Here is a 25430-nt window from a genome sequence, read left to right as displayed (position 1 = left end):
TCCTTCGAACGATGACGCTCGTTCAGGTTGATGTTTACCACCAGCTTAGCGGCTGGAGCTGCTTCGAGTACTCTTCTTTCCGGTGATTTTTCCCGTTGCTGTTCTTCTACGAGTCGCTTTGGCCCTGGTCGGCCGGGCGGTTCGTGAGACGGATTTCGATTTCTTCATCTGCTCCTTGAGAAACGCCGGTATCTCGTTCGGCGATCCCGCTACCGGTATGCCGACCTTGTTCAGGGCGGCGATCTTCTCGGCCGCGGTTCCCGAACCGCCGGAAATGATGGCGCCCGCGTGCCCCATACGCTTTCCCGGTGGAGCGGTCTGACCGGCGATGAAAGCAACCACCGGCTTGCTCACGTGCTTTTTGATAAACTCGGCCGCCCGCTCTTCATCGGTGCCACCGATCTCGCCGATCATCACGATGGCCCTGGTGGCCTTGTCGGCCTCGAACGCTTCCAGGCAGTCGATAAAGGTTGTACCGATGACCTGGTCACCCCCGATCCCGATACAGGTCGTCTGGCCCATGCCGGCCTGAGTCAACGCCCAGATAGCCTCATAGGTGAGCGTGCCGGAGCGCGACACGACCCCGACGGGGCCCTTCTTGACAATGAAGCCCGGAAGGATACCGACCTTTGACTGGCCGGGTGAAATAATCCCGGGGCAGTTGGGGCCAATCAGCCGCGCGCCTTTTTCCCTGACGTAGGCTACCACCTTCATCATGTCATTGGCGGGAATGCCCTCGGTGACGCAGACAACCAGTTTTATTCCGGCATCGACCGCTTCGTAAACGGCATCGGCGGCGAAGGCCGGCGGCACGTAAATTACGGAGGTGTTTGCCTTGGTCTTGGCGACCGCTTCGGCCATGGTGTCAAAAACGCGAACACCGGCCACCTTGCTGCCGCCCTTGCCCGGCGTGACGCCGCCGACCACGTTGGCGCCGTCGACTTTCATCTGCCTGGCGTGAAACGATCCGTCGCGACCCGTGATTCCCTGAACCACGACCTTCGTTTTCTTGTCTATGAATATTGACATCGCTTCATTTTCCTCTTTGCACGTCCCGGTTACGCTTCGATTCCCGCCAGCGCGATAGCCTTCTTGACGCACTCGTCCAGCGTCTCCGCGGTGGGCAGCCTCATCGAGGCGAGTATTTTATGCGCCTCCTTCTCGTTGGTACCGGTGAGCCGGGTTACCACGGGCACCGCCGGTCTGAGCTCGTTGAGAGCCGTTACCAGCCCGTTGGCCACATCGTCACAGCGGGTTATCCCGCCGAAGATGTTTATGAGAATGGACCGGACGTTCGGGTCGGACAGGATGATTTGCATGGCGTTGACTACTTTGTCCGGATTGGAGGACCCGCCGATATCCAGGAAATTGGCCGGGTCCCCGCCGTACCGTTTCACCAGGTCCATGGTGGCCATGGCCAGCCCGGCGCCGTTGACGATGCAGCCGATGTTGCCGTCCAGCTTGACGAAGGACAGGTCAGCCTCGCGCGCCCGGACTTCCGCCGGTTCCTCGGCGTCCAGGTCGCGCATGGCGGCAATATCCGGCTGCCGGTACAGGGCGTTGTCGTCGATATTGATCTTGGCGTCAAGGGCCACGACCCCTCGGCCCGGCGTGGTAATCAGCGGGTTGATCTCGACCAGCGAGGCGTCGGCATTCCAGAAAACATCGTACAGCTTCAGGATAATATCAGTGGCCTGCCGCACCTGGGCGCTGTCCCGATAGAGCTTATAGGCGAGGTCACGCGCCTGGTAGGCGCGCAATCCCAGCACCGGGTCCACGTGCAGCTTGTGAATTTTATGCGGCGTTTTGGCCGCGACTTCCTCAATATCGACGCCGCCGGCCGAAGATACCATTATCGCCGGTTTCTGGTCCGCGCGATCGAGTATGATGCCGACGTAGCTCTCGGACAGGATTTCCTCGGCCACCGTGACCAGCACCTTCTTAACGACCAGTCCTTTGATGGACATTCCGAGGATCTGCTGGCCAAGCACCCCGGCGGCTTCGGTGTTTTCCGCGTACTTCACGCCGCCGGCTTTGCCACGGCCCCCGACGTGCACCTGAGCCTTGACCATAACCGGCTTGTTGTACCGTTCGGCAACTTCGACTACCTCCGCAGGGGTGGTCGCCACCTCACCTTCAGATATCGGAATGGCGGCCCGGGCAAAGATCTCCTTGGCTTGATACTCATGGATTTTCATCGCTTGTCTTCCTCGCGACTGCCTCTATGTTGATGTTCTTGTTCTCCTGATTTAAAATCGCGGGTCAGGGTCTGAAGCTGCTCCCGGGTATTGAGCGACGGGTCGTCCAGAACCTGCTCCAGCAGGTATTCCAGCACCTGTCCCACGACCGGCCCGGGTTCCATCCCAAGAAGGGCCATAACGTCACGGCCGTCAAGAGCCAGATCGCTAATACCGAAGGGCGCCTTTCGCGCGATCTCGCCGCGGATGTCGGCCTCGAACCGGTCCACGTCCTCGGTGGTGCCGCCCATGCCCTGAGCCTTCACGTCGGCACGGCGGAGGTCAAGCAGGTCAAAAATGAGTTCTTTCCCCACTCGCCTGACCAGCCGTCGGAGGCCCTTCTCACCGACGTCGGTCGTAAACATGTGGCGTTCCACCAGGGTGGCCACGTCGCCGCTCACGTCTTTCGGATACCGCAGTCGTGCCATCACGTGCCGGGCCGTGTGCGCCCCCGACGTTTCATGCCCGTAAAAGGTGGCGCCGTCACCGACGAGACGCTTGGATTGAGGCTTCTGGACGTCGTGAAAGAGGGCCGCGAGGCGAAGCCGCAGGCTCGGTTTGGCGGCATCCACCGTGAACAGCGTGTGCTCGAACACGTCGTACCGGTGATACCCGCCGGGTTGATCGACGCCGACGCAGGCGTCCAGTTCGGGCAGCACTTCCTTGAGAAGGCCGCACTTCTGCATGAGGCGGAATCCCTCAGACGGCCGCTCCGCGCCCAGCAGGAGCTTGTTGAGTTCCTCGGCAATGCGCTCGCTCGAAACCGTCCTGATCAGCGCGGCGTGGGCTTTCATGGCCCCGAACGTGCCCGGCTCGATAGTGAACTCAAGACGGGCGGCAAACTGAACCGCACGAAGCATGCGAAGCGGGTCCTCCTGAAAGGACCTCTCCGAAGTCATCCGGATCTGACGCTTGTCGAGGTCGGGACGCCCCCCGAGCGGATCGATAAGCTCTTCGTTGTCGAGGGCCAGTGCCATGGCGTTAATCGTGAAATCGCGCCGCACCAGATCATCTTCGACGGCCAGATTGGCATCGAAGTTGACCGCAAAGTCTTTATGTCCAACCCCGGTAGAATGCTCCCTGCGGGGCAGTGTGATGTCGAACGTGTACAGCCGGCCGGAGTGTGACTGGGTGAACTTGATCACGCCGAAACTACGCCCGACAAGATCGACGCGACCGTGGCTCTTCAACACCCTGGTCAGGTCATCGTACTCTATCCCGGTGACGAGGTAGTCGCGGTCCTTGGCGGGCGCGTTCTTCATAAGGAACCTATCGCGGACGGCGCCGCCGACCTCGAAGATCCGCCCCTGGCGCAGGATGTCGTCTATCGTTTCCCGTGAAAGTCTGCACATGATCAAACCGGCACAATTCTCGTTCCAGCTTCTCCCGTGAGCGCTTTTCGGGCATCCCTGAAGGCGCTGATGGTCACCATCTGGCCGCCACCCTCGAGGAAGTCGATGGCGGCGCGGATTTTCGGTCCCATCGAACCGGGCGGGAAATGCCCTTCATCGTAGTACTTCTTGATTTCGTCCAGCGAACAGCGATCGAGCTGCCGCTGCCGGGGCTGGCCGAAGTAAATGGCTACCCCGTCCACGGACGTAAGAATCGAGAGGATGCCGGCGCCGATCTCGCGGGCCAGCACGGCCGAGGCGAGGTCCTTGTCAATCACTGCGTCCATGCCCTCATAGTTGCCGTTCTCGTCGACGTAGGCCGGAATACCGCCCCCGCCTCCGGCAATGACAATCGTACCGGCACTGACCAGCCGTCGAATAGTATCGGCTTCGACGGCGTGGTATGGTGTTGGCGACGGGACGACGCGTCTCCAGCCTCGGTCGGCGTCTTTTTTCATCCGCCAGCCGCGCGTCTCGGCAAACACGCGTGCTTCCTCTTCGGAGTAAAACTGACCGACAAACTTGGTCGGATTATGGACGGCCGGATCATCCTGCCGGACCAGCATCTGCGTGATAATCGTGACCACCGGGCGGTCGATCTTCTCGACGCGGAGCCGATTCTGCAGCGACTGCTCGATCATATACCCCATGCCCCCTTCGGTGTCGGCCACAAGGACGCCGAGGGGCAGAATCGGCGCCTTTCCGCGCGCGGATTCAACGCGCAACAGGGCATTCCCGACTTGCGGGCCGTTACCGTGCGTCACCACGAGGTTATACCCGTCGCGCACAAGCTCGACGATGCCATCGAGTGACTTGCGCGTATTGGCGAACTGGTTGGCGATAGTGTCTTCCCGGCCGGGAACGGTGATGGCGTTACCGCCCAGGGCAACAACTGCTGTTTTCGTTTCCGCCATAGCCAACGGCTTGAGCCAAATGACCTCAGGTTCTCATGCGAGGCAGGCCGGCAGATCGACCCGCCTGCCGCGGAATCCTCGCCGTCACTTCTTCGGGACCCGGCGTCGGCCGCCGGACTTTGTCCCTTTCCTGCTGCTTGCAAAGTCACGCAGCACCTGCTCCAGATCCGGAAGACCTATTTCCTGAAGCCGGTAGTACACCCGGGTGGACGGCTTCTTGATTTCGATAATGCGTGTAAGGTCGATGGGGGTCGCGACAATCACGGCATCACACTTGACGCGATTGATCGTCGTTTCAAGGTCCTTCATTTGCTGCGCTCCGTATCCCATCGCCGGCAGGACCACTCCGATGTCCGGGTACCGTTCAAAAGTGCGACTGATCGACTTGACCGTGTAGGGTCGTGGGTCGACGAGCTCGGCGGCGCCGAACTTCTCGGCCGCCACAACGCCCGCCCCGAACGTCATCCCACCGTGCGTCAGCGTGGGGCCGTCCTCCACGACCAGGACCTTCCTGCCCCGGATAAGCTCCGGCTTGTCGACGGCAATCGGCGAAGCCGCATCGACCACGATCGCATCCGGATTGTAGGCGGCCACGTTGGCGCGCACGGTGGCAACGTCTTCCGGATCGGCTGTGCCGATCTTGTTGATGACCACAACGTCGGCCAGAAGCAGGTTGGCCTGGCCCGGGTAGTAGGACAACTCGTGCCCGGGACGATGCGGATCAACCACCGTAATCATGAGGTCCGGCTTGTAAAACGGCATGTCGTTGTTGCCACCGTCCCAGAGAATGACGTCCGCCTCCTTCTCGGCCTGCCGAACGATCTTTTCGTAGTCAACGCCGGCGTAGACGACTACGCCGTTGACGATGTGAGGCTCGTACTCCTCGCGCTCTTCAATCGTGCACTTGTGCTTGTCCAGGTCAGCCAGGGCGGCGAAGCGCTGCACGGCTTGCTTGGCCAGGTCACCGTACGGCATGGGGTGACGGATTACGACCACCTTCCTGCCCTGCGCCTGGAGTACCTGCGCGACTCTCCGGGTGGTCTGGGACTTGCCGCAGCCGGTGCGGACGGCGCACACCGCCACCACTGGTTTGGTCGACAGGATCATGGTCGGCGCGCCGCCCTCGACGGCGAACCTGGCCCCGGCGGCTATTACGTAAGCGGCCTTCTCCATTAGATCCTGATAGGAAACGTCGGAATACGAGAAGATGACCTCGTCCACGGCGTGCTTCCGGACCAGGTCCAGCAACTTGCTCTCGTCGTAAATCGGAATCCCTTTCGGGTAGAGCTTACCGGCCAGAGAGGCGGGATAGCGGCGCCCGTAGATATCGGGAATCTGGGTAGCCGTGAAGGCCACTACGTCAACGTCGGCATTATCGCGGTACCGCGTGTTGAAATTATGGAAATCGCGACCGGCCGCGCCCATGATAATCACTTTTTTCTTCGTTCTTGCCATTGTCAGTTCCTTTCCTTGCCGTTCAAGCGAGATGGATCAATGATCGCCCGGACACTCTGTCGGCCTCCTAAATACAGGAGGCCATCCAGATGAACAGTATCAGATACATGAGGCGATGTCCTCGCCGACGGTCGAACGTGAACTTACAACGTGTCAAGTATTCCAACTTTCGTGCGCAGGATATGCGTGTGCTTCCGACGTGTCACGAAAAGCAGTTCTGGTCTGCGGTTCAATCGGTGTCAATTTGCGCTCGCTGCAGGGTGCCGGAGAAATCTATGTACACGGACTTCCACTCGCTGAAAACGTCGAGCGCCGCCGTGGCAGCCTCCCGGTGGCCGTTTCCGGTCTCCTTGACGCCGCCGAACGGCAAGTGCGTTTCGGCGCCGATGGTAGGGGCGTTGACGTAAAAGATGCCGGTGTAGACGTCGCGCATGGCGACATAGGCCTTGTTGATATCCTGGGTGTAGATCGAGGCTGACAACCCGTAATTGGTGTCATTGGCCAACTCTATGGCCTCCTCCAGCGTAGAGAAGGTGCCCACACTGAGAACCGGGCCGAAGATCTCCTCCTTCCAGATGCGCATGTCGCGGGTCACTTCGGTGAATACGGTCGGCCCGACAAAGAAGCCCTTGTCGTAATCACCGCCGGTGAGCTTCTCACCTCCGGTAGCCATCCTGGCGCCCTCTTTCTTACCCACTTCTATGTAGCTCAATATCGTATCAAGCTGCTGCTGATTGATGCACGGACCCATCTGCACCGTCTCGTCAAGCCCGCCGCCGATTTTCAACTCCCGGGCACGTTTAACAAGCATAGACACGAACCTACCGACAACGTCCTTGTGGCAGACCAGCCTGCTGGTAGCCGTGCAGCGCTGGCCGGTGGTGCCGAACGCCCCCCACAGGGCGCCGTCAACGGCCAATTCCAGCTTGGCATCGTCCATCACAATCTGCACGTTCTTGCCGCCCATCTCCAGGCAGGAGTGCTTGAAGTTCGGCGCGCAGGCGCGTGACACCTTGCGGCCGGTCTCCGTCGATCCGGTAAACGACACCACTTTTACCCGGGGATCACCGATCAGCGCATCGCCAAGCGTGCCGCCGGAACCGGTGACCATGTTGACGACTCCCCGAGGGATACCCTCTTCATGACAGATCCTGACCAGGCTGACCACGGAAAGAGGGGTGTCCGTAGCCGGCTTTATAACGACGGTGTTGCCGCAAATCAGGGCCGGCATCATCTTCCACGCGGGAATAGCCATAGGGAAGTTCCAGGGAGTGATGAAGGAGCAGACGCCTAGCGGCTGACGCACGGTCATGTTGAACTTGTTCGTCAGTTCCGAAGGCGTGGTCATGCCGAACAGACGGCGGCCTTCACCGGCCATGTAAAAGGCCATATCGATAGCTTCCTGCGTATCGCCGCGCGTTTCGGCGATAATCTTGCCCATCTCGCGGGTCATATCACGGGACAGTGCTTCCTTAACATCCAGCAACCGGGAAGCGATTCGGAAAAGAATTTCTCCGCGCTTCGGTGCCGGAACGAGACGCCACTTTTCATACGCCTCGGCGGCAGCATCAATGGCAGCCTTCACATCTTCGGGTGTTGATTTCTGGAAGACGCCGACCAGTTCGTCGGTGTTGGCCGGATTGCGGTTTTCAAAGGTTTCACCGGATTTTGATTCGACCCATTCTCCGTTGATGAAGTTCTTGTAGACCTGGCTGGCGCTCATGGCTAACTCCCTATAAACTATAGCACTTCCGCTCTGGTCCGTCGCCGCAGGCGCGGATTTGTCCGCACCTGAATCGGGCACAAGGGCTCAATATATGTGCTGGTGCATTCTTGTCAACCGCTTTCGGCAGCAGGACAGGGTATTTCTCCCTTGCACGCCAAAGAATTACGCGCCACCGAGCAGAGCAATATTGTACCGACGGACGTGCCAGTCATAGTGCCGTTGCTGAGGCGTGCCGTATTCCAATTCCAGCTCTAAGCCTATATTTTCTTAGGAGTTTTGGTGACCATGAACGTACTTACTTAATAGAGAGCCAAGGAATTAGCATGTATGTTCTGCTGGTCGCTTTATGGATGTGTCTGCCGATAGCACCTCTGAACCCGGTTGAAGAGGACACTCTGGCAGCCATCAACCTCCATCTGTCCGCCGGTGTGAGCAGCCCGAACGGGGTGACCTCGGTCGGGCCGCAACTATCGGCCAGCTACGAAATGCTGGTCATACACCCGCTCGTAATCCGGGGCGCCGTGGACTATCGATATGGCGAACTGAACTCCAGGCTGTATCCCAACGGTGACCTGCACACCACAACCTTTGCCCTGGAGACCTTTTACTATCGCGGAACTAACCACCTGACCGGCTATATCGGCCTGGGGGCCGTATATGCCATTAGCGGGTTCAGCCTCTCGAGCGCCTCGGCGGACTCCCTGCTGGACGAGGAGCAAGTAGTAGACGTCGAGCTGGCCCGGGAGTTCGGCTATCGCATTACCTTGGGTCTGCGGTACCGACAGTCCTATTCAGTCGAGGCGGGCGTTACGGAGCTGCGCACGGATCTCATCAAGTGGGGCCGGCACGGCCCCGGCGAGTGGTCGCGCCGGTCGCAACCGATCCGCACGGGCGGCTTCCGCCTGACCTTTGGGTACCTTCTGCCGCTGAGCCGGTTCTAGGCCGACCGATTATCCGTCGCCCGCCAGGTACGTCCAGAGGAATTCCTTCCGAAACATCTCGAAACAGCCGTCCTCGATGGATTTCCGGATATTGCGCAGCAGTTTCTGGAAGAAGTAGCTCGAATGATACGAGGCCAGCACCATGCCGGTGATCTCCGACTGGTTATACAGGTGGCGCAGGTACGCCCGGCTGTATGTCCGGCACACGCGGCAGTCGCAGTTCGGGTCGAGCGGCCGATCATCGGACGCAAACTCAGCGTTGCGATAAACGAGCGGACCTTCAGAAGTAAACACCTGACCGGTGCGGGCGTTGCGCGTGGGAAGCACGCAGTCAAACATATCCACGCCGTATGACACGGCCATGAGAATGTCCTCGGGGTACCCGACGCCCATCAGGTAGCGCGGCCTGTCTTTGGGCAGGTACGCGATGGTGTGGGCCAGGGTCGCCTCCATCTCTTCCTTGCTCTCCCCTACCGAGAGCCCGCCGATGGCGTTGCCGGCGAAGTCGAGGTCGACAATCTGTTGGGCCGACTGACTGCGTAGGTCCTTGTACACCGATCCCTGCACGATTCCGAAAAGGGCGGGCCGCCCGCCTGAGTCCGGGTTGAGTTCGGAAAGCCTGGCCCGGCATCGCCGCGCCCAGTCGTAGGTTCGTTTCACACCCAGGGCGGCCGCCGAGCTGTCAGCCGGATAGGGGACGCATTCATCGAACACCATGATAATGTCGGCGCCGATGGTATGCTGTATTTCCATGACCTTCTCGGGCGTGAACAGGTGCCGACTGCCGTCAATATGAGACTGGAATTCCACACCCTCATCGGTGATGCTGTTAATGTCCTTGAGGGAAAACACCTGGAATCCACCACTGTCGGTAAGGGTCGGACCGCGCCATCCCATAAATGCAGCCAGCCCGCCCTGCCCCTTGATGATGTGAGGACCCGGACGGAGATACAAGTGATACGTATTGCCGAGGATGATCTGGGCCCCGATCTCGTGGAGATCACGGGAGGTCAGCGCCTTGACGGTTCCGGAGGTCCCGACCGGCATGAAGACGGGCGTCTGGAATTCTCCGTGGCCGGTTGACACTTCGCCACGGCGTACGCCGCCGTCCTCGGCCCTGAGCGTGAATATCGACTCGCTAGCCAAGGACGATATCCAGTGCCGACTGCAGGTCTTTCACTCCCGCAAGCTTGATCGACGTGCCGACGACCTGCGCCAGATTTGCCTGGGGGAGCACCACGGTTGTGAAGCCAAGCTTGGCCGCCTCGGCCGCGCGCTGATCGATGGCGGCGACACCCCGTACCTCGCCGGATAGCCCGATCTCGCCGATGACCACCGTTTTGGGGTCAACCGGCCTGTTCTTCAGCGACGATACAATGGCCGTGACAACCGGCAGATCGAGAGCGGTTTCAAAGACTTTCAGGCCGCCGGCAAGCGAAACGAAAACGTCGTTGGCGGCCATGGGATAGCCGCAACGTTTTTCCAGGATAGCCAGCAGCAGAGACAGTTTCTTACCGTCGATGCCGCCCGCCACGCGCTGCGGAGTCCCGTAGCTGGAGGACGTAACCAGCGCCTGGACCTCGACCAGGAGCGGCCGTGTCCCCTCGCAGATGCCGGCCACGACGGCGCCCGATGCGGCCCGCTCGCCCAGGAACAGGGACGACGGATTGGCCACCTCCGCCAGCCCGGAGGAGGTCATTTCAAACAGGCCGATTTCCAGGACCGAGCCGAAGCGGTTCTTGGTGGCGCGCAGCACCCGGTACAAATGAGACGAGTCTCCCTCAAACGAAATGACCGTGTCCACCATGTGTTCGAGGACCTTCGGACCGGCGATGATGCCGTCCTTGGTCACGTGACCGACCAGGAAGAGTGACTTGCCGCTCGCCTTGGCCATGGCGATAAGGGCGCCAGCCGCTTCACGCACCTGCGCTACAGTGCCCGGGGGTGAGGCAAACTGGGCGCAGGAGACGGTCTGGATGGAATCCACCAGCACGACGCCGAACCGTCCTTTTTCGGCGACGGCGAGAATAGCCTCGAGCGAAGTGTCATTAACAACGTCGATATTCTCACCGGTTACGGCCAGGCGGCGGGCACGCGATTTGATCTGAGGAAGGGATTCTTCGCCCGTAACGTAGAGCACGGGTGTGCCCTGACGCGAGTAAGCTTCGGCCACCTGCAACAGGAGGGTCGACTTGCCGATGCCCGGGTCTCCGGCAACGAGCACGGTCATTCCGGGCAGCAGTTGGCCCCCGAGGACGCGATCAAACTCGGCGATACCCGATTGGTACCCCCTGACCAGCGGATCGGTGATATCCGTCATTCTGACCGCCTCGGCGGATGAACTCGCCGCGTTCGTCTTCTTCCGTGCGGCCACGCGCTCCTCGATAAGGCTGTTCCACGCGCCGCATTCCCGGCACTGCCCCTGCCACTTGGGATGTGCGGCACCGCACCGCGAGCAGAAGTACGCGGTCTTGAGCTTTTGTTCTCCTCGTATCATCCTACCTGAATCGGGCCCTCGGCCTGACCGGTAATGAACTGCCGGACAATCGGGTTGTCCGTCGAGCGCGTTTCGTCCGGCGTGCCGTCGAACTCGACCTTACCCTCGTACAGCATGACTATCCGGTCGGCAATCTTGTAGGCCGACCTCATATCGTGAGTTACGGCGATTGAGGTGACGTGCAGTTTCTGGTTCAACTCGACAATCAGCCGGTTAATCATGTCCGCCCTGATGGGATCGAGGCCGGTGGTCGGCTCATCATACAGCAGCACCTCCGGATCGGTGGCAATCGCCCGGGCCAGGCCGACTCGCTTGCGCATGCCGCCGGAGAGTTCCGCCGGATACATATCGAAACTGGAGGCCAGCCCCACCAACTCCAGTTTCGCCTGTACGATGTCCCGTATTTCGTGTTTGGCGTAACGTCGCGATTCCTTCAACCCGAGACCGACGTTCTCCGCCACCGTCAGCGAATCAAACAGCGCGGCGGACTGGAACAGCAGGCCGATGCGGCGTCGCACCACGTCAAGCCCGGCCTGATTCAGTGAGAAGATGTCCTGACCATCAAAAACGACCGTCCCTCGGGTGGGAGTAAGCAAGCGGAGGAGATGTTTGAGCAGCACGGACTTGCCGCATCCGGACTGACCGATGACGACGATGGACTCGCCCCTGTTTATGTCCATGCTGACGCCGTCGAGCACCGTTTGAGTGTCGAATTGCTTGACCAGGTTGTCAATCCGTATATAGGCCATCGAAATCCGTCAGATTCTGAAGAGCACCATCGCGAATATGAAATTGAACACGAGAATCAGTACGCACGAGACCACTACAGACGTGGTTGTGGCCGCCCCCACCCCTTCCGCCCCGCCTTCGGCGCGAAAGCCCTCCTGGCAACCGACCAGACCGACCAGAAGCCCGAAGACGGCGGCCTTGGTAAGCCCGCCCAGGAAATCGCTCACCTTGAACGAATCCTTGAACCCGTTGAGAAACGTTTCCGGCGAGATGTCTACCCCCAGCACGGCCACCACCAACCCGCCCATAATGGCAATGAAATTGGCAAAAATGACCAGCATCGGAACCATAATCAGGCAGGCCAGCACGCGCGGCAGAACCAGGTAGCGCACCGGGTTGATACCCATCGCATCCAGGGCGTCGATCTGCTCCGTGACGCGCATGGTGCCCATCTCGGCGGTGATCCCGGCGCCTACGCGACCGGCAAACACAAGGGCGGATAACACCGGCGCCAGCTCTATCACCACGGCCTTACCCACCGCCTGCCCCAGAAGCCGAAGCGGCGCGCCGATGAACTTGAACTGATAGGCCGCCTGCCACGCCGACACGGCCCCGATGAAAATGGAGATTACGATGATCAGTGGAAGAGAACGCACGCCGATCGAATAGAACTGCTCGATGATTAGCCGGAGGGAACGCGGAATGTCTTTCAGCGAGGTGGCAAACCTGAACAGCAGTAGAGACAGACCACCGAGTCGGTTAATGAGACTGACGCCGCGACGGCCCACGACCGTCGTAAGTCCATACTGCATGCCCGCTCCTAAAAGGGCACGTCCGACCCGCTGACAGGTTCAGCGCCCGGAGGCAGCTCGCGATGGTGACGTTCGAGGTTCTCGAACTTGGTGAATTCTTTGAACCAGCGGAGCTTGACCGTGCCCGTTTCGCCGTTCCGCTGCTTGGCCACGATGATTTCAGCCACGCCCAGCTTTGCCTCGTTCTTGGGATTATCGCGATCGTCAGGCGACAAATAGAACTCCGGCCGATACACAAACATGACCACGTCGGCGTCCTGCTCGATAGCACCCGATTCGCGGAGGTCCGAAAGCTGGGGGCGCTTGTCACCGCCGCGCTGCTCGACCTGGCGCGACAACTGCGAGATAGCCACCACCGGGATGTCCAGCTCCTTGGCCAGCGCCTTCATGCTGCGCGTGATCAGGGCTATCTCCTGCTGGCGGTTCTCCGTCCGACCGGAACTGTACATTAGCTGGATGTAGTCCACAATGATCATGCCGACATCATGCTGCGCCTTGAGCCGCCGGGCCTTGGCCCTCATTTCCAGCGACGAGAGCGTAGCCGAATCGTCAAGGAAGATCTCGGACGCGGCCAGCGTTCCGCCGGCCAGTGTCAACCGATGCATCTCCTTTTCCGAGGCTTTGCCGGCGCGTATGCGTTGCTGGCTGATCCTGGCACGGGTGCTGATCAGACGCAGCGTGAGGGCTTCTTTGGACATTTCAACCGAGAAAACGCCCACCCCCTTCTTGAGCACGATAGCCACGTGCTCGGCGATATTGAGGGCAAGCGATGTCTTTCCCATTGATGGTCGCCCGGCCACTACTATCAGGTCGCCGTTGTGAAGACCGTTGGTCAGCGCATCAACCTCGTCGTACCCGGTTCGCAGGCCGAAGCCGGTGCCGGAATGCTGGAATTCCTCTATCCGCTCGAAGGTCGGCTGGACCAGATCCTTCACCGCCACGAATCCCTTGCGCAGCCGCTTTTCGGAGATGTCGAAAATGTTCGCCTCGGCATAGTCCAGCAACTCCTCGACGGGGTGTTCCTGGAGGTAACAGCTGTGGGAGATTTCATCGGAGGTACTAATAAGCGAACGAAGGATCGATTTCTCGAGAACGATTTCGGCGTGGCGCGCGACGTTGGCCGTCGACGCCACCTGCTCTATAAGCTCGACCAGATAGACCCTTCCGCCGGTCTTGTCCAGTGATCCCTTGCCGGCAAGACCGTTGGCGACGGTGGTGATGTCGCACGGCTGCGTCTGGCCGTACAGGTCCAGCATAACCTGGTATATGATCTGGTGCCGTGGAGAGTAAAAATGGTGCGGGCTGTCGATGACTTCGATGACACTGTTGATGGCCTCGGCATCCTTGAGGATAGATCCCAGGACGGCCTGCTCGGCATCGAGTGACTGAGGCGGCTCCAGGTGCGCGTCCTGCTTCCGTGACTGTGTGCGATACGCCATGGCTGGTTCGTTCCTCAGGTCAACTCGTCGTGGCGGGCCTTGAGCATTTGCATGTCGGCCCAGCAGTCTTTCTTGTACGCCTGAAATCGGAGCAGGGCCGCGGGATGGTACGTGACCATGGCCGGAACGCCCTGAAAGTCAAACCAGCGGCCGCGAAGCTTGCCCAGCGGAGTAGTCGTCTTGAGCAATACCTGGGCCGCCACCCGTCCGAGCAGGCACAGCAGCTTCGGCTCTATCAGGCGAATCTGCTCCTGCAGGTACGGCAGGCACAGGGCCATCTCATCGGGTTGCGGGTCACGGTTACCGGGCGGGCGGCACTTGAGAATGTTACCGATATACACCTGGTCACGAGACATCTGGATGGCTTCGAGAATGCGATCGAGCAACTTTCCCGCCCGGCCCACAAACGGTTCCCCCAGGCGGTCCTCCTCGGCGCCCGGCGCCTCGCCGATAAACATCAGGTCGGCGTGGGGATTGCCCACCCCATAGACGAACTTTGTGCGCGTGCGGCCGAGAGCGCAGCGCTGGCATTCGCAGATGGCCTGGCAATGCTCCTCAAGCGACCCGTACGACGCCTCCTGGGAGAGCGATATCATCATCTGTTGATCATCGCCGTCACCGATCCGGTTCCGACTGAATTCCTCGATTGCCTCGCCGGCCGGGATGACCTTCTTCTTGGCAGTGGCAAGGGCTTCGGGCAGTCGCGGGCCGAGGGCCGGCCGGCCGCCCAGAACGACCTCGCCCATGCCGAGATCAATCTGGGACGAAAGGGCCCGCCGGAACAGCTCCTGCAAGTTAGCCGGTTTCTTTCGCATGATTTCTCGTCGGGTAATCGATGGGCATATTACAGCATGCGGGCCACTTTTTCAAGCAGTTTTACGGACAACGCATCCTTCGCCATCAGAGGCCAGCGTTCGGCCCTGCGGCCGGGCGAGAGAACCGTGACCTGATTTGTTTCGTGCTCGAAGGCCGCGCCGGCGTCGCACGGATTGTTGAGCACGATCAGGTCCAGGTTCTTCTCTCTAAGTTTCCTGCGGGCATTGGCTTCACCGTTCTCCGTTTCCACGGCAAAGCCGACCAGTATCTGTCCCGACTTTTTCTTCAGGCCCAGGGTGGCAAGAATATCGGTCGTGCGCTCCAGCTGCATCGACAGGGCGGCACGCTGCTTCTTGATTTTCTGAGAGCTTACGGCCGCGGGTCTGAAATCAGCCGGCGCCGCCGCCATGATCAGGACATCCGTCCGCTTGAACCGACGGCTCACGGCCTTGAACAACTCCGCCGTCGTCTCGATCGAGACGAAGTCTACACCCACCGGGGCATCCAGTGCCGTCGGGCCGGAAACAAGCGTTGTCTCGGCGCCGAGTTCGGCCGCTGCCCGGGCCAGGGCGTGACCCATTCTGCCGGAGGAGCGATTGGAAAGAAAGCGGACCGGATCGAGCGGCTCGCGGCAGGGTCCGGCCGTTACGAGAACCCTCTTACCGCTCAGGGCTTTTTTTTTTGAGGTCTTCTTGAAGAAGTCTTTGACGGCTTTCAGGAGCGCATCCGGTTCGACCATGCGGCCGATGCCCCAGTGATCACAGGCCATCTCCCCTTCGGCCGGTCCGATGATCTGATATTTCAATTGCTTGAGGTAGTCCGCATTTTTCCTGGTCACCGGGTTGTCCCACATGCCGGGGTTCATGGCCGGCGCCACTATCACGGGCCGCGGCGACGCACAGATAACGGTGGTCAGAAGATCGTCACAAATTCCGCCGGCCACCTTACCCATAAAGTTGGCCGTGGCCGGAGCGATCACAAAGAGATCCGGCCATTCGGCAAGATCTATATGGTGCGTGGAGACGAACCTGTTTTCCGGGAACATCTCCACCGCGACCGGGTTGTTCGACACCGTCTCCATCGTCAGTGGCGTGATGAACCTGGTGGCGTTCGGCGTCATAATCACGCGCACTTCGGCCTCCTCGCGCACCAGAGAGCGGACCAGGTATGGAATCTTGTAGCAGGCAATCCCCCCGGTCATGCCCGTAATGATCTTCTTGCCTTTCAGGGACATGTCAGTTGACGCAGGCCGGCGGATCGGATTCATCGTCAAGGAGAACCCGGTTATCTATGTCAGTGTGCGCACCGAACGCGAGCACCGTAACAATGAACTTGAGCTGTTCAAGAGACACCGGGTGCTGCCCGAAGAGCGCCACGCGATCGAGAACCGATTCGAATTGTTCACTATCGATTACGTTGATGCCGGCCAGCTTGATGAGAAATCCGTGAGCTTCCGCAGAAAGGTAGGAGCGTTCCAGGTCGGTCAGGATTCTGGTCGACCGGCACTCACCGGGGAACGATGAATAGAGCCGTTCGCTGGCACCCTGCAGGTGATCGAGAATCCAGTAGTAAGCGCGCGTGATCTCCTCATCGGAATAGCCGAGGCCTTTGAGATCAAGGGAGACGTCGCTGATGCTGGATGCCTGTTCGTGATTTTCGTGCAGGTAATCCATGAGGTAGAAGACAATTTCAAGTATCCGGTTGTCCAAGACCGCTCCTTCCGTTCGTTGCCTCGGGGCAAGATAGCACCGTTGACAGCCGGATGCAAGATCGAATCGCGCAGGGGCTCCGGCCGGCTGCCGGGGAAAGGCAGAATTTGTCGTTAACTCATTGCCGGTGATGACAATAGCGGCTGAAGCGGGTGCCTGAGCGCGAAGCCTGCCGACCTCCGGCGGGGCGGCTCGCGCTCTCAGTTATCGCGCGCCCCCTGGTCTATCCAGTCGCGGATTCGGTGCTGTTGCTCGACAGTCAGAGGAGGCCGAGACTGGGGCATGCGATTCGGAAAGGGGAACAAAGGATCGTCGGTCGGAAGCGTTTTGGTATACAGGGTACTGGCACTGCTGTTCCCGGCAACAACGACCTTTCCACCGGTATTCGTGCCGGTGGCAACCATGACCGAGTCATATTGTAGCTGAGCCAGAGTCATGCCGCCGGAACTGCTGCCCTGCCCGTGGCACCCGACCAGGGCGCAACTCGCCGTCAGAATACCGCGCACGTCGGCCGCGTAGCTCATGACGTCATCGTCCAGGATTGTGGCGACACCGATGGAATCGGCGAATCGAGCCCCTGTCACGCCGCTCAGCACCAGGCTGAACGACTCGACGGGCTCGACTTCGTCGTCATCCAGGATGGCAATAAGAACCGGGACAAAAGGTGCGCCCGCCGGGACGGTGTCGGTCATAAGGGGGATAGCCGCAAAATCGCTCCCGGCGACGGCCGTTCCGTTGAGTGTCGCATAGTGAAAAACGACGTCGGCGCCGGTGGTAAAGCTGAGACTCACCGAAAACACCGCCGTGTTCCCTTCGGTTACGGTCTGGTCGTTAACGGAGACGGTCGGCAGGTCGTTTCCGCCGGGCGAAGAAGGCGACTCCTCGTCATCCGAGCATCCGACCGCCGTCACCAGCAGCGCGGGCAGGACCATTCTGAAAATTCTGTGCGGCATTTGCGATCTACATTCGATCTGGCGGTTGTTGCAGGGCGGAGGAAATCGTCTGTCCGCCCCCGTAACGGAACCGGGAGGGCGTAAAACCATCCGGTGTCCGGTCTTTCTTTCGCTATATCGGCAAAAAGGCACCGTACTAATGCTTGAAATGCCTGACACCCGTGAAGACCATGGCTGCTCCTGCGTGATCGGCCGCGGCGATGGCTTCTTCGTCTCCCTTGGAACCGCCCGGCTGGATGATGGCCGTGACCCCGGCATTCGTAGCCACCTCAATGCCGTCGGCCATCGGGAAAAAGGCATCAGAGGCCATGACGGCCCCCCCGGCACGGTCGCCGGCGCGCTTGACCGCCATGAAGCCGGAATCCACACGCGAGGTCTGGCCCATACCGATGCCGACCGTGGCCCGGTTCTTCGCCAGCACGATAGCGTTTGACTTGGTATGCCTCACCACCTTCCAGGCAAACAGGAGTGAGCCGACTTCGTCGGCCGTCGGGGAGCGTTTAGTAACAACTTTGAGGTCGGATTCGGAAGTTTCCAGAGTGTCCTCCTCCTGAACCAGCAGACCGCCGCGCAGGTAGCGAAGGACCTTCCCGCCGTCCGGGCGTCCCGCCGCTATCTGACCCAGTTCCAGCAGCCGGCGGTTCCGCTTCTTCTTGAGGAGCTTCAGGGCCTCGGGTGCAAACCCGGGCGCGAGAATGCACTCCACGAAGTGCGTGCCGTGCAGCAGTTCTGCAGTCTCTAAATCGACCGCCTTGTTTAGCCCGATAATGGAACCGAAGGCCGACAGCGGGTCGCTCTCGTAGGCGAGGCGGTAAGCCTCGGCCGGCGTGGAGCCGACGGCGGCGCCGCACGGGTTGGCGTGCTTGACAACGCAGGCAAAGGGCTCGGAGAAATCGAGCAGCATGTCCAGGCAGGCGTCAAGGTCACCATAGTTGTTGTACGACAGTTCCCTGCCGCCAAGGATCTCGGCCCTCAGCAGCGTGGGACCAGGATAGCCGTCATCGGCATAGAGAGACGCCGCCTGGTGCGGATTCTCTCCGTACCGAAGTCCGGACCGTCGGACGTACGACAGGACCATATCGCGGGGAAACGCGGCCTTGCCGCTCCGGCTGAGACCCGAGAAGTAACCGGCAATGGCCGTATCATACACCGACGTCACGGCGAAAGCCCGTGCCGCACAGCGCCTCCGGAACTCCAGGCTGGTGGCACCGTCATTGGTCGCAAGTTCCGACAGCAGGTCTGCGTACAGTGACGGGTCCACGACTACGGTCACGCCCGCGTAGTTCTTGGCCGCCGAGCGCAGCATTGAGGGACCGCCGATGTCGATGTTTTCAACGACGTCTTCATGGGTCGAGTCCGGCCGGGCGACCGTCTCACGGAAGGGATACAGGTTGACAACGACGAGGTCAATGGCTTTTGAATCCAGCTCGGCAAGCTCTCTGATGTCTTCGGGGTTATCCCGGCGGCACAGTATCCCTGCGTGGACCTTGGGATGAAGCGTTTTCACGCGACCATCCATCACTTCCGGGCAGCCGGTGAAGGTGGAGACGGAGATCACGTGGATCCCGGCTTCCCGCAGCAGTTTCATGGTGCCGCCGGTGGACAGGATTTCAACGCCCGCCTTCTCCAGTTCCCCGGCCAACTCAACCACGCCTGTCTTGTCCGACACGGAAACAAGTGCGCGCTTGATCTTTATAAGCTCACTCATGTCATCTTTTCTCCGTCAAGAGTTGCTGGGCCCTTCGGTAGCGCTCCGAGCATGCCCGCACCACTTCCTCCGGGAGCACCGGCGCGGGCGGTTTTCTGTCCCAGCCCAGGTTGTCCAGATAATCCCGAATGGGCTGTTTGTCAAAGGAGGGTTGGGACCGGCCGGGCCGGTACTGGTCCCGCGGCCAGAACCGGCTGGAGTCCGGCGACAGGACTTCATCAATGAGAAGAAACCTGCCCTCCCTGAACCCGAACTCAAACTTGGTATCAGCGATAATGATACCGCGCGACAGGGCGTACTGAGCCGCCCGGTCATAAATCGCCAGCGCTTTCTCCCGACAGAGGCCGGCCGTATCCTCACCCACCAGGTCGGTCATCAGCGCAAAGCTGATGTTTTCATCGTGGCCTTCATCGTTCTTGGTCGATGGTGTAAACAGCGTCTCGGGCAGCTTCTCCGATTCCCGCAGGTCGGCCAGAAAGGAAAAACCGTGCACAACGTTGGACCCGTGCTCTCGAGCCGCCACCAGTTCCTTCCACATCGACCCGGAGATGTACCCTCGCACTATGCACTCGACGTCAACGCGCTCCGCCTTCGTAACGATCATGGAGCGCCCGTCCAGAACGCTGCGATACTTGTGCAGGTCGCCCGGGTAGTCATCGACGTTTGCCGCAACGAGGTGATTGTCGACGACCTTTTGAAGGAAATCGAACCAGAAGAGCGACATCCGGGTAAGCACGTGCCCTTTGTCGGGGATACCATTGGGCATCACGACGTCGAACGCGGAGATCCGGTCGGTGGCGACGAAGAGAAGCGTGTCGCCCAGGTCATATACGTCGCGCACCTTGCCGCGCCGCATCAGCGGGTATTCGGCTATGTCAACGGACATTATGACGTCGTTTTCAGTCAAGAGCGTATTCTCCTTTAATGAGCTTCTGGAGAACCCGGGGGTACAGTCTGTGTTCCTGTTCCAGCACGCGGGCGGCCAGCGTGTCGGGTGTGTCACCGGGCAGGACCGGGACCTTTACCTGCTCCAGGATTTGGCCGTGGTCGTAAAGTTCATCGACCAGGTGGATGGTGGGTCCGGACTCTTTATCACCGGAGGCCAGAACGGCCTCATGCACATGGTGACCGAACATCCCTTTGCCGCCGTATTTGGGCAGCAGGGCGTTGTGGATATTGACAATACGATTCCGGAAGGCCCTGACCACCTCCGTGGGCAGCAGCTTGAGATACCCGGCGAGTGCGATGTACTCGATGCGGCGCTCGCGCAGCTTCGCCAGCAGGGCGCGGCCCGCCTCCTGCTGTGACGGATACTTCTTCGCTTTGAAGACACACGTTTCAATGTTCTCTTGCGCCGCCCGCTGCAGGCCGTAAGCATCCCGCCGGCTGGAGACCACCCACACGATGTCAGCCGAGAGCGTGCCGGCCCTGGCAGCGTCGACAAGTGCCTGAAGGTTCGTTCCCCCTCCGGAGAGAAAGACCGCAATTCTCGCTCGCTCCTGACTCACCTGACGTTACTCCTTCAGTCTTTTCCCGAGCAGATCGTTTACCGTCTCAGGCCTGGCTCGCCCGTCGGTTTCACGTATCACCTGACCTATGAGATATTTAAGCGCGGCCGTCTTGCCGGCACGGTATTCCCTGACGGCCCGGTCGCACCGGGCCAGCACCCGGTCAACCACGGGCAGCAGCCGGTCGGGGTCAGATATCTGGCCAAGCGCTTTCGTCTCGATAATTGCCGCGGGGTCGCTACCGGTCTGAATCATTTCGGCGAGAACCTGCCTGGCTGCCGTACCTGACACCCTGCCGTCTTTCACACAGTCCAGGAGTTGGTCAAACTGTGCCGGCCTCACCCGACAGGCGTCGATCTCCTGTCCGGCCTCACGCAGACCGCCGAGCAGTACGGTCAGGATCCAGTTGGCGGCCGCCCGGCCGTCGTCAAAGTACTGCATCACGGCCTCGAAAAAGTCAGCCAAGGAACGGCTGCCGGTCAGGACGGCGGCATCGTATTCGCGGATAGCGTACCGGAGCACGAATCGTGATGCCCTGGCATCCGGAAGTTCCGGCAGGGCACGCCGGATTCCGTCAAGCCACGCCTCGGAGATCTCGACCGCCGGGAGGTCCGGTTCCGGGAAGTAGCGGTAGTCCTGCGACAGTTCCTTGGACCGCATCACTTCCGACCGGCGGGCATTCTCATTCCACAGAAGCGTAACCTGCTTTACCTTCCCGCCGGCTTTCAACAGGTCAATCTGGCGGTCGATTTCAAACCTGAGGGCCTGCCGGACAGCCTTGAACGAATTCATGTTCTTCAGTTCCGTCCGGGTTCCGTATCCCTCCTGCCCGACCGCCCGCACTGAGACGTTGGCGTCGCACCGAAGGTGTCCCTTTTCCATGTCGCCGGAGCAGACCTCCACATATTGAAGTAACTGTTTAAGTTTAAGCAGGTAACTGTATGCATCGTCGGGGGAACGCAGGTCGGCCTCGGACACAATCTCGATCAGCGGGACGCCGCAACGATTCAGATCGATTCGCGTCGTGCCCTCTTTTTCGCCGCCGTGAAGCAGCTTCCCGGCGTCCTCTTCAAGATGGATTCCGGACAGCCTGCAAACACCCAATGAGCCATTATCGCTCTGGTACGCGACGGAACCGCCGCCGCCGACCGGCTGCTCATACTGCGAAATCTGATACCCCTTGGGCAGGTCCGGGTAGAAATAGTTCTTACGGGCAAACGAGGACCGCCGGTGCACGGTGCCGCCGACGGCGAGAATCATCATGGCGGCAAACTCGACGGCCTTTTTGTTGAGAGTCGGAAGCGCTCCCGGCAGCCCGAGGCACACCGGACAGGTCAGGCTGTTGGGGGGCGCGCCGTATGCGGCTTTGCATCCGCAGAAGATCTTGGTCGCAGTCTGCAGTTGTGCGTGAACTTCCAGTCCGATAGCCGGTTCGAATCCGTCGTATACGGCCAATATCGCGTCCCCCGCTGAACTTGGATCACGTGGTCGACATGCCGCTGCCACACATCCGCAGGATTTTTCCGTGCGGCCCGGCAGCCCTTTGGCTCTGACCGGCCAATATACGCCACGAGACGGCAATGTCAAACCATATCCGGCCGAGATAGTGCGGGCGTCGTCAGGGACGGCGCACGGTGCGGCCTACAGGTGTCTTTGCAGGATAGCGGCCATCCGAAAAAGTGAAAGTTCACCAAACAGCGGTGCGGTCAGTTGGATTCCGATAGTGCGGCCGTCGGCAGCCGTGCCGAACGGCACGGATATGGCGGGCACACCGGCCAACGAGGCCGGGATCGTGTAGACGTCGGAAAGGTACATGGCCAGCGGATCATCCGCCTTTTCACCGAGCCTGAAGGCCGGCGTCGGCGAAGTCGGGGAGATCAGAAGATCGACCTGCGTGAACGCATTCTCGTACTCACGGCGAATGAGTTCGCGCACGCGGGACGCTTTCATGTAATAGGCTTCATAGTACCCGGAGGAGAGGGCGAAGGTGCCGAGCATAATCCGTCGGCGGACTTCAGGGCCGAATCCCGCCGAGCGCGTCCGTGCGTACATCTCATCCACTGATCCGTGGCCTGCCCGGCGAAGCCCGTACCTGACGCCGTCGAACCTGGCCAGGTTCGCCGATGCCTCCGCGGGAGCGATTATGTAATAGGCGGCCACGGCGTGCTCGGTGGACGGCAGCGACATTTTGACAAACGCATGGCCCGCTCCCTGAAGCACACGAACGGCGCGCGAGACAGCCTTCTCGACGTCCGGTGCGAGTCCCTCGGCGAAGCATTCCTCTATGATGCCCAGCCGGTACTTCCGGTCCGATTCAAGTAGGGCCGGGTAGTCCGGGTGGTCGAATGCAGCCGAGGTGGCGTCGTGAGGATCGTGACCGCAGATGACGCGGTAGACCGTGGCAAGATCCGTGACATTACGCGCCAACGGTGAAATCTGGTCCGTCGACGACGCGTAGGCGACCAGCCCGTACCTGGACACTGCGCCATACGACGGTTTCAACCCAAGCAGGCCGCAGAACGAAGCCGGTTGCCGAACGGAGCCGCCGGTTTCCGAACCGAGAGCTATCGGGACAATGCCCTGAGCCACGGCCGCCGCCGAACCTCCGGACGATCCCCCGGGTGTCAGCGAGTGATCCAGAGGGTTCTTCACCGGACCGTAACACGACGTTTCGCTGGACGACCCCATGGCGAATTCGTCCATGTTGGTCTTGCCGATGATCACGGCTCCGGCCTGAATCAGACGCCCGACCGCCGTGGCATCATATGGCGGAACGTAGCCGTCAAGGATGCGGGAACCGCAGGTGGTAGGATAACCGGTGCAGGATATGTTGTCCTTGATCGCCACCGGCACACCGCACAGCGGCAGCCCGGCCCTGGCCTCGACCGACATTTCGTCAATACGTCCAGCCTGCACCAGCGCCTTTTCTTCGCAGATAGTGATGAAAGCGTTCAGTTGCCTGCCTTCGGTCCCTGCCAGCTTCAGCGCCTGCCGTGCAACGTCAACGGCCCGCATCCGACCATCGGCTACCTGCGAAACGATGTCAGAGGCCGCAAGATCCTGGTACCGCGTCATGAAGACGAATATAGATGATTGCCGGGGCCGGGCAAGAGGAGAGTCCTTCGGCGCAGTTGGTTTGACCGGCAAGCCCCTGCCGGGGCGCATACACGAAAAGCCCCGGGTGGGGGCTTTTCAGTCGTGCGCGGATCGGATCACCCGCCTACAGCATGCTCAGATACTTGTCGATCTCGTATCCGCCGACGTGAACCCGGTACTGGTCCCACTCGATTTTCTTGTTGTCGATCAGCATCTCGAAAACATGGTCGCCGAGTGTTTCCCGCACGAGCGACGATTTTTCAGCGGCGTGAATGGCATTCTCGAGAGAATTGGGCAGCATGTCGATATTCAGCCTGGCTTTCTCATCGCCGGACATGTGGTAGATGTTGTCCTCGACCGGATCAGGCAGCGCATACCCGTTTTCGATGCCTTTCAGGCCGGCTGCGAGCATACAGGCGAAAGCCAGGTACGGGTTGGCGGCGGGATCGGGAGAGCGCAGCTCGATCCTGGTGGCTTTCTCCTTTCCCTGCTGGTAGGCCGGCACGCGGATGAGGCTGGAACGGTTCCGTCTGCCCCAACTGATATACGCCGGAGCCTCGTACCCGGGAACCAGCCGCTTGTAGGAGTTGACCCACTGATTCAGGACCAGGGTGATCTCCCTGACATGGTGCAGGAGGCCGGCCACGAAATCCCGGGCGATGCCGGAAAGGTTATATTCCGCGTTCGGGTCGAAGAACGCATTCTTATCGCCCTTAAACAGGGACATGTGGCAGTGCATCCCGGATCCGTTTTCGGCGAAAATCGGCTTGGGCATGAACGTGGCGTACAGGTTGTTCTCCATCGCAATCTCTTTGACGATGAAGCGGTAGATCTGGGTGAAATCGGCCATTACCAGCGCTTCCTGGTAGCGCAGGTCGATCTCGTGCTGGCTGGGCGCGACCTCATGGTGCGAGCACTCCACCGGAACATCGATCAATTCAAGGGCGGTGACGGTTTTCTTGCGGATCTGCGCGCCGATGTCGACAGTGCCGTAATCGAAGTACCCGCTCCGGTCCAGAGTTCTCGGTGCTTCGTCGTTTTCAAAGTAGAAGTACTCTATTTCCGGCCCCACGAAGAATTTCCAGCCCTTATCGGCAACCCTGGCCAGAGCGCGTTTTAAAACCCATCGCGGGTCGCCGTCGTACGGGGTACCATCGGGATTCTGGATGTCGCAGAACATCATGGCGACCTTCTCCCCCGCGATCTCCCATGGGATGATCCGGAAAGTCAGGGGATCGGGGATGGCCATAAGGTCGGATTCCTCGATACGGGCGAAACCCTCGATCGAGGACCCGTCAAACCCCTGCCCTTCTTCCAGCACCTTCTCCATTTCACCCCGGGGGATGGACATACCTTTGATTTTGCCGAGAATGTCGGTGAAACAGAGCCTGATATAACGGACGCCGGCTTCATCTATCAGCCTGAGGACGTCTTCTCCGGTCTTGGTCACTTGTCCCAACTCCTGTAAATGGGGTTGACGGATCATTTAAGTCTGCAAA

Annotated in this window: 22 protein-coding genes; 1 reads left to right on the top strand and 21 read right to left on the bottom strand. The window is 60.2% G+C overall.

The window, feature by feature from the left end; all coding sequences use genetic code 11:
• Positions 1-45: 45 nt before the first annotated feature.
• From sucD to VMY05_09350, 6 genes are all read right to left on the bottom strand, one after another.
• Entirely contained in the window at positions 46-1029 is a 984-nt protein-coding gene (gene sucD, locus VMY05_09375) for a succinate--CoA ligase subunit alpha (GenBank protein HUV31283.1), read from the bottom strand.
• 29 nt (positions 1030-1058) lie between these two features.
• Positions 1059-2198 carry an ADP-forming succinate--CoA ligase subunit beta gene (gene sucC / locus VMY05_09370; protein HUV31282.1) on the bottom strand — a complete coding sequence of 380 codons (1140 nt, stop codon included), beginning with the start codon at positions 2196-2198 and terminating at the stop codon, positions 1059-1061.
• Positions 2195-3589, bottom strand: coding sequence for an HDIG domain-containing protein (locus VMY05_09365; protein HUV31281.1), 1395 nt, complete (start codon positions 3587-3589; stop codon positions 2195-2197). Before VMY05_09365 ends, sucC begins: the two co-directional genes overlap by 4 nt.
• 2 nt (positions 3590-3591) lie before the next feature.
• Entirely contained in the window at positions 3592-4542 is a 951-nt protein-coding gene (arcC, locus tag VMY05_09360) for a carbamate kinase (protein ID HUV31280.1), read from the bottom strand.
• A gap of 84 nt (positions 4543-4626) precedes the next feature.
• Positions 4627-5997: a cyclic 2,3-diphosphoglycerate synthase gene (locus tag VMY05_09355; protein ID HUV31279.1), complete on the bottom strand. Its 1371-nt coding sequence runs from the start codon at positions 5995-5997 to the stop codon at positions 4627-4629.
• A 229-nt stretch (positions 5998-6226) separates the two neighbouring features.
• Positions 6227-7720 carry an aldehyde dehydrogenase family protein gene (locus VMY05_09350; protein ID HUV31278.1) on the bottom strand — a complete coding sequence of 498 codons (1494 nt, stop codon included), beginning with the start codon at positions 7718-7720 and terminating at the stop codon, positions 6227-6229.
• A 326-nt stretch (positions 7721-8046) separates the two neighbouring features.
• Between VMY05_09350 and VMY05_09345 the strand changes: the two genes are divergently transcribed.
• Complete coding sequence (locus VMY05_09345; protein HUV31277.1) at positions 8047-8664, top strand: hypothetical protein; 618 nt, start codon at positions 8047-8049, stop codon at positions 8662-8664.
• Positions 8665-8673: 9 nt separating this feature from the next.
• Here VMY05_09345 and tgt read toward each other — a convergent pair whose 3' ends face one another.
• The 15 genes from tgt to VMY05_09270 form a co-directional block, all read right to left on the bottom strand.
• A complete protein-coding gene (tgt, locus tag VMY05_09340; GenBank protein ID HUV31276.1) occupies positions 8674-9810 on the bottom strand; it encodes a tRNA guanosine(34) transglycosylase Tgt in 1137 nt (378 codons plus the stop codon).
• Positions 9803-11161 carry a DNA repair protein RadA gene (gene radA, locus VMY05_09335; protein HUV31275.1) on the bottom strand — a complete coding sequence of 453 codons (1359 nt, stop codon included), beginning with the start codon at positions 11159-11161 and terminating at the stop codon, positions 9803-9805. Before radA ends, tgt begins: the two co-directional genes overlap by 8 nt.
• On the bottom strand, positions 11158-11910 hold the full coding sequence (locus VMY05_09330) for an ABC transporter ATP-binding protein (GenBank protein ID HUV31274.1): 753 nt from the start codon (positions 11908-11910) through the stop codon (positions 11158-11160). The genes radA and VMY05_09330 overlap by 4 nt, the downstream gene beginning before the upstream one ends.
• Before the next feature lie 9 nt (positions 11911-11919).
• The gene (locus VMY05_09325; GenBank protein ID HUV31273.1) at positions 11920-12702 is read right to left on the bottom strand and encodes an ABC transporter permease; all 783 of its coding nucleotides are present in this window, start codon (positions 12700-12702) and stop codon (positions 11920-11922) included.
• An 8-nt stretch (positions 12703-12710) separates the two neighbouring features.
• Entirely contained in the window at positions 12711-14141 is a 1431-nt protein-coding gene (dnaB, locus tag VMY05_09320) for a replicative DNA helicase (protein ID HUV31272.1), read from the bottom strand.
• A 14-nt stretch (positions 14142-14155) separates the two neighbouring features.
• Positions 14156-14956 (bottom strand): uracil-DNA glycosylase, encoded by an 801-nt coding sequence (locus VMY05_09315; GenBank protein ID HUV31271.1) that lies wholly within the window; start codon positions 14954-14956, stop codon positions 14156-14158.
• Between the two features lie 29 nt (positions 14957-14985).
• Positions 14986-16191, bottom strand: a complete 1206-nt coding sequence (gene coaBC / locus VMY05_09310) for a bifunctional phosphopantothenoylcysteine decarboxylase/phosphopantothenate--cysteine ligase CoaBC (protein HUV31270.1) — start codon at positions 16189-16191, stop codon at positions 14986-14988.
• Between the two features lies 1 nt (position 16192).
• Complete coding sequence (locus VMY05_09305) at positions 16193-16666, bottom strand: DUF494 family protein (protein ID HUV31269.1); 474 nt, start codon at positions 16664-16666, stop codon at positions 16193-16195.
• A gap of 200 nt (positions 16667-16866) precedes the next feature.
• Positions 16867-17619 (bottom strand): Calx-beta domain-containing protein, encoded by a 753-nt coding sequence (locus VMY05_09300; GenBank protein ID HUV31268.1) that lies wholly within the window; start codon positions 17617-17619, stop codon positions 16867-16869.
• Positions 17620-17755: 136 nt separating this feature from the next.
• Positions 17756-19327, bottom strand: a complete 1572-nt coding sequence (gene purH / locus VMY05_09295) for a bifunctional phosphoribosylaminoimidazolecarboxamide formyltransferase/IMP cyclohydrolase (protein HUV31267.1) — start codon at positions 19325-19327, stop codon at positions 17756-17758.
• 1 nt (position 19328) lies between these two features.
• Positions 19329-20213, bottom strand: coding sequence for a phosphoribosylaminoimidazolesuccinocarboxamide synthase (locus VMY05_09290; GenBank protein HUV31266.1), 885 nt, complete (start codon positions 20211-20213; stop codon positions 19329-19331).
• A 13-nt stretch (positions 20214-20226) separates the two neighbouring features.
• Positions 20227-20835, bottom strand: coding sequence for a phosphoribosylglycinamide formyltransferase (gene purN, locus VMY05_09285; GenBank protein HUV31265.1), 609 nt, complete (start codon positions 20833-20835; stop codon positions 20227-20229).
• A gap of 6 nt (positions 20836-20841) precedes the next feature.
• The gene (gatB, locus tag VMY05_09280; GenBank protein HUV31264.1) at positions 20842-22290 is read right to left on the bottom strand and encodes an Asp-tRNA(Asn)/Glu-tRNA(Gln) amidotransferase subunit GatB; all 1449 of its coding nucleotides are present in this window, start codon (positions 22288-22290) and stop codon (positions 20842-20844) included.
• A gap of 186 nt (positions 22291-22476) precedes the next feature.
• Positions 22477-23910, bottom strand: a complete 1434-nt coding sequence (gatA, locus tag VMY05_09275; GenBank protein ID HUV31263.1) for an Asp-tRNA(Asn)/Glu-tRNA(Gln) amidotransferase subunit GatA — start codon at positions 23908-23910, stop codon at positions 22477-22479.
• 145 nt (positions 23911-24055) lie between these two features.
• Positions 24056-25417 carry a glutamine synthetase family protein gene (locus tag VMY05_09270; GenBank protein HUV31262.1) on the bottom strand — a complete coding sequence of 454 codons (1362 nt, stop codon included), beginning with the start codon at positions 25415-25417 and terminating at the stop codon, positions 24056-24058.
• Positions 25418-25430: the final 13 nt, after the last annotated feature.

The organism is Acidobacteriota bacterium (assembly GCA_035529075.1).
Classification (GTDB): domain Bacteria; phylum Zixibacteria; class MSB-5A5; order GN15; family FEB-12; genus DATKXK01.
Note: the sequence above shows the minus strand (reverse complement) of the source record. Positions and strands in the feature narration are given on the sequence as shown.

Coding starts and splice junctions, on each gene's coding strand:
- VMY05_09330 (HUV31274.1), bottom strand. CDS start 11,910: ATGGCCTATATACGGATTGACAACCTGGTCAAGCAATTCGACACTCAA.
- VMY05_09325 (HUV31273.1), bottom strand. CDS start 12,702: ATGCAGTATGGACTTACGACGGTCGTGGGCCGTCGCGGCGTCAGTCTC.
- purH (HUV31267.1), bottom strand. CDS start 19,327: ATGAGTGAGCTTATAAAGATCAAGCGCGCACTTGTTTCCGTGTCGGAC.
- arcC (HUV31280.1), bottom strand. CDS start 4,542: ATGGCGGAAACGAAAACAGCAGTTGTTGCCCTGGGCGGTAACGCCATC.
- gatA (HUV31263.1), bottom strand. CDS start 23,910: ATGACGCGGTACCAGGATCTTGCGGCCTCTGACATCGTTTCGCAGGTA.
- VMY05_09300 (HUV31268.1), bottom strand. CDS start 17,619: ATGCCGCACAGAATTTTCAGAATGGTCCTGCCCGCGCTGCTGGTGACG.
- VMY05_09270 (HUV31262.1), bottom strand. CDS start 25,417: ATGATCCGTCAACCCCATTTACAGGAGTTGGGACAAGTGACCAAGACC.
- sucC (HUV31282.1), bottom strand. CDS start 2,198: ATGAAAATCCATGAGTATCAAGCCAAGGAGATCTTTGCCCGGGCCGCC.
- sucD (HUV31283.1), bottom strand. CDS start 1,029: ATGTCAATATTCATAGACAAGAAAACGAAGGTCGTGGTTCAGGGAATC.
- VMY05_09350 (HUV31278.1), bottom strand. CDS start 7,720: ATGAGCGCCAGCCAGGTCTACAAGAACTTCATCAACGGAGAATGGGTC.
- VMY05_09365 (HUV31281.1), bottom strand. CDS start 3,589: ATGTGCAGACTTTCACGGGAAACGATAGACGACATCCTGCGCCAGGGG.
- dnaB (HUV31272.1), bottom strand. CDS start 14,141: ATGGCGTATCGCACACAGTCACGGAAGCAGGACGCGCACCTGGAGCCG.
- VMY05_09315 (HUV31271.1), bottom strand. CDS start 14,956: ATGCGAAAGAAACCGGCTAACTTGCAGGAGCTGTTCCGGCGGGCCCTT.
- VMY05_09290 (HUV31266.1), bottom strand. CDS start 20,213: ATGTCCGTTGACATAGCCGAATACCCGCTGATGCGGCGCGGCAAGGTG.
- radA (HUV31275.1), bottom strand. CDS start 11,161: ATGATACGAGGAGAACAAAAGCTCAAGACCGCGTACTTCTGCTCGCGG.
- VMY05_09345 (HUV31277.1), top strand. CDS start 8,047: ATGTATGTTCTGCTGGTCGCTTTATGGATGTGTCTGCCGATAGCACCT.
- VMY05_09355 (HUV31279.1), bottom strand. CDS start 5,997: ATGGCAAGAACGAAGAAAAAAGTGATTATCATGGGCGCGGCCGGTCGC.
- coaBC (HUV31270.1), bottom strand. CDS start 16,191: ATGTCCCTGAAAGGCAAGAAGATCATTACGGGCATGACCGGGGGGATT.